Origin of the sequence: Pedobacter sp. CFBP9032 (genome assembly GCF_034045265.1) — a bacterium.
GTDB lineage: Bacteria > Bacteroidota > Bacteroidia > Sphingobacteriales > Sphingobacteriaceae > Pedobacter.
In genome coordinates, this window is sequence record NZ_JAXCWE010000066.1 from 1 (window position 1) to 254 (window position 254).

The following is a 254-nucleotide window of genomic DNA, read 5'->3' on the forward strand; positions in this document are numbered from 1 at the left end:
TGTATAGATTTTGCCAATTACTATCTTTTTTAGCCAATTCGTGATCTAAAAACAAAATAGACAAATCACTAAATGCATAATCTGAACTGTCCCAATAATCCATATTTAAACTTGTGTTTTTAAGCGTTTTTTTATGATTTTCCAACAAATCCAGATATATGTTTTTCTTTTTTGAGGTAATTACTTTTTTAGGCTGTTCGAAATCTAAAATGCTTTGATAGGTAAGATAGTTATTCAGCGGATACATTTTTTTG

Annotated in this window: 1 protein-coding gene; it reads right to left on the reverse strand. The window is 27.6% G+C overall.

Annotated features, from left to right (window positions below):
* On the reverse strand, nucleotides 1-254 hold a 254-nt coding region (locus tag SOM16_RS23170), incomplete at both ends, for a hypothetical protein (protein WP_320466362.1).